This window comes from Citrobacter freundii complex sp. 2024EL-00216 (assembly GCF_043945515.1).
Taxonomy (GTDB): domain Bacteria; phylum Pseudomonadota; class Gammaproteobacteria; order Enterobacterales; family Enterobacteriaceae; genus Citrobacter; species Citrobacter portucalensis.
The window spans coordinates 1-748 of sequence record NZ_JBIMRA010000073.1; the positions used below are offsets into that span (position 1 = coordinate 1).

Here is a 748-nt window from a genome sequence, read left to right on the forward strand (position 1 = left end):
GGTAATGACTCCAACTTATTGATAGTGTTTTATGTTCAGATAATGCCCGATGACTTTGTCATGCAGCTCCACCGATTTTGAGAACGACAGCGACTTCCGTCCCAGCCGTGCCAGGTGCTGCCTCAGATTCAGGTTATGCCGCTCAATTCGCTGCGTATATCGCTTGCTGATTACGTGCAGCTTTCCCTTCAGGCGGGATTCATACAGCGGCCAGCCATCCGTCATCCATATCACCACGTCAAAGGGTGACAGCAGGCTCATAAGACGCCCCAGCGTCGCCATAGTGCGTTCACCGAATACGTGCGCAACAACCGTCTTCCGGAGCCTGTCATACGCGTAAAACAGCCAGCGCTGGCGCGATTTAGCCCCGACGTATCCCCACTGTTCGTCCATTTCCGCGCAGACGATGACGTCACTGCCCGGCTGTATGCGCGAGGTTACCGACTGCGGCCTGAGTTTTTTAAATGGCGGAAAATCGTGTTGAGGCCAACGCCCATAATGCGGGCGGTTGCCCGGCATCCAACGCCATTCATGGCCATATCAATGATTTTCTGGTGCGTACCGGGTTGAGAAGCGGTGTAAGTGAACTGCAGTTGCCATGTTTTACGGCAGTGAGAGCAGAGATAGCGCTGATGTCCGGCAGTGCTTTTGCCGTTACGCACCACCCCGTCAGTAGCTGAACAGGAGGGACAGCTGATAGAAACAGAAGCCACTGGAGCACCTCAAAAACACCATCATACACTAAATC

General features: G+C 53.6%; 1 protein-coding gene. It reads right to left on the reverse strand.

Annotated elements, in window-relative coordinates; translation table 11 throughout:
* Nucleotides 1-15: 15 nt before the first annotated feature.
* Nucleotides 16-713 (reverse strand): IS1-like element IS1B family transposase gene (locus ACHHZ7_RS25455; RefSeq protein WP_095033700.1). Its coding sequence is split into 2 segments (ribosomal slippage): nt 16-464 and nt 464-713, totalling 699 coding nucleotides; the frame shifts between segments, so codons are not numbered across the junction.
* Between the last annotated feature and the right edge of the window lie 35 nt (nt 714-748).